At 77.4% G+C, this 1727-nt stretch carries 1 protein-coding gene; it reads right to left on the minus strand.

Annotation, left to right across the window (positions count from 1 at the left end):
- Window positions 1–26: 26 nt before the first annotated feature.
- Window positions 27–1727 (minus strand): S9 family peptidase (locus HLB09_RS16605; protein ID WP_171204405.1); only part of this gene is annotated, 1701 nt, incomplete at its 5' end.

Below are 1727 nucleotides of genomic sequence, written 5' to 3' on the forward strand. Positions count from 1 at the left end.
GGACGACGTCTCCGCGACGAGCCGGCTCAGCCCAGGTGGTCCGGCTGCACCCACGCCCGCCCGAGCACGTGCTGGTCGAGGAAGCCCAGGACGGTCTGGTACCAGGCGACCGCGCCGCCGGGCGAGAGCACCCAGTGGTTCTCCTCGGGGAAGTACAGGAAGCGGTGCGGCGTCGAGCCGTCCTCGGCGGTGCTCCGCGAGACGAGGTCCCACCACAGCCGCAGGCCCTCGCCGATCGGCACGCGGTAGTCCTTGTCGCCGTGGATGACGAGGGTCGGCGTCGTGATCGCGTCGGCGCTGTGGTGCGGGCTGTTCTCCCGCGCCATCTCGGCCGTCATCTCGCGGCCCCAGAAGTACGCCGCGTCCGTCGTCGGGCCGAACTGGTCGAGCGCCCAGAGGCTGGCGTGCGTGACGACGGCGTCGAAGCGGTCGGTGTGCCCGGCGATCCAGTTGGCCATGTACCCGCCGAAGGACCCGCCCATCGCCGCGGTGCGGGTGGCGTCGACGTCGTCCCGCGCCTCGGCGGCGTCGGTGGCGGCCATGAGGTCGGTGAAGGGCGCGGCGCCCCACGCGCCCCAGCCGCGCTGCACGAAGTCCTGCCCGTACCCGGTCGAGAGCGCCGGGTCCGGCAGGAGGACGGCGTAGCCGCGCGAGACGGCCAGCCACGGGTTCCAGCGCCACGACCAGGCGTTCCACGAGCCGAGCGGCCCGCCGTGGACCCACAGGAGGAGCGGGGCCGGTGCGTCGGGGCTCGCGCCGTCCGGCAGGCACAGCCAGCTGCGGACCTCGGTGCCGTCCGCGGCGGACGTGCGCACCTCCTCGAGGCGACCGGGCAGGGCCAGCGGCGCGACGGGCGAGGGGAGGTCCTCGACGGCGCCGTCCTCCAGGCGCACCCGGACGGGCGCCGGGGCGGCGTCGTACGCCGAGCGCAGCGCGTAGGCCCACCCGTCGGGCGCCACCTGCACGCCGGCGTAGGCGCCGTGGTCGGCGGTGAGGCGGCGGACGTCGCCGGACGTCGCGTCGACGAGGAACAGCGGGGCGGCCCCGGCCTCGTCGGCCTCGACGACGAGGGCGGCGCCGTCGCGCGTCCAGGTGAGGGCGTGCGGCCAGCGGTCCCACCCCTCGGTGAGGTCGCGCCGCTCCCCCGCGCCGACGACGGCGCCGGCGTCGTCGTGCTCGAGGTCGACGAGCGCGAGCCACGAGCGGGGGGCGCGCCCAGGCGTGCTGATGCGGGTGGCGACGAAGGCGGCGGTCCGGCCGTCGGGCGACAGGACGGCGCCCTCGTGCTCGACCTCGGGGTCGTCGAGGAGGACGGTGCGCCGCCCCGTGGCGACGTCCACGGCGACGAGCTGGAGGGACTGCTCGCCGTGCGCGCGCAGGACCGTCCACGTGCCGACGGCGGTGCGCCCGTCGTCCGAGAGGTCCCAGGCCGCCTCGTGCAGCGCCGGGCCGACGTGGCCGGTGAGGTCGCGCAGCGTGTACCGCGGGTCCGGGGCGCCCGCGGTGCTCGCGGGGCCCGCCAGGGCGTCCGCGGCGAGGAGGCGGTCGCGGTCGGGCCCGAGGTCGTGGTCCCAGAAGCGCACGGGGTACCCGGTGTGGAGGACGGCGCCGACGCCCGCCTCGGTGCGCGCCGTGCGGGCCGCGGCGTCGTCGCCGCCGGCCGCCGTGCTCGGCATGGTCGGCGAGGTGGCCAGCAGGGCCCCGCTCGTGCGCGCGACGGCGACCAC

The sequence above is a fragment of the Pseudokineococcus marinus genome (assembly GCF_013004605.1).
Lineage (GTDB): Bacteria > Actinomycetota > Actinomycetes > Actinomycetales > Quadrisphaeraceae > Pseudokineococcus > Pseudokineococcus marinus.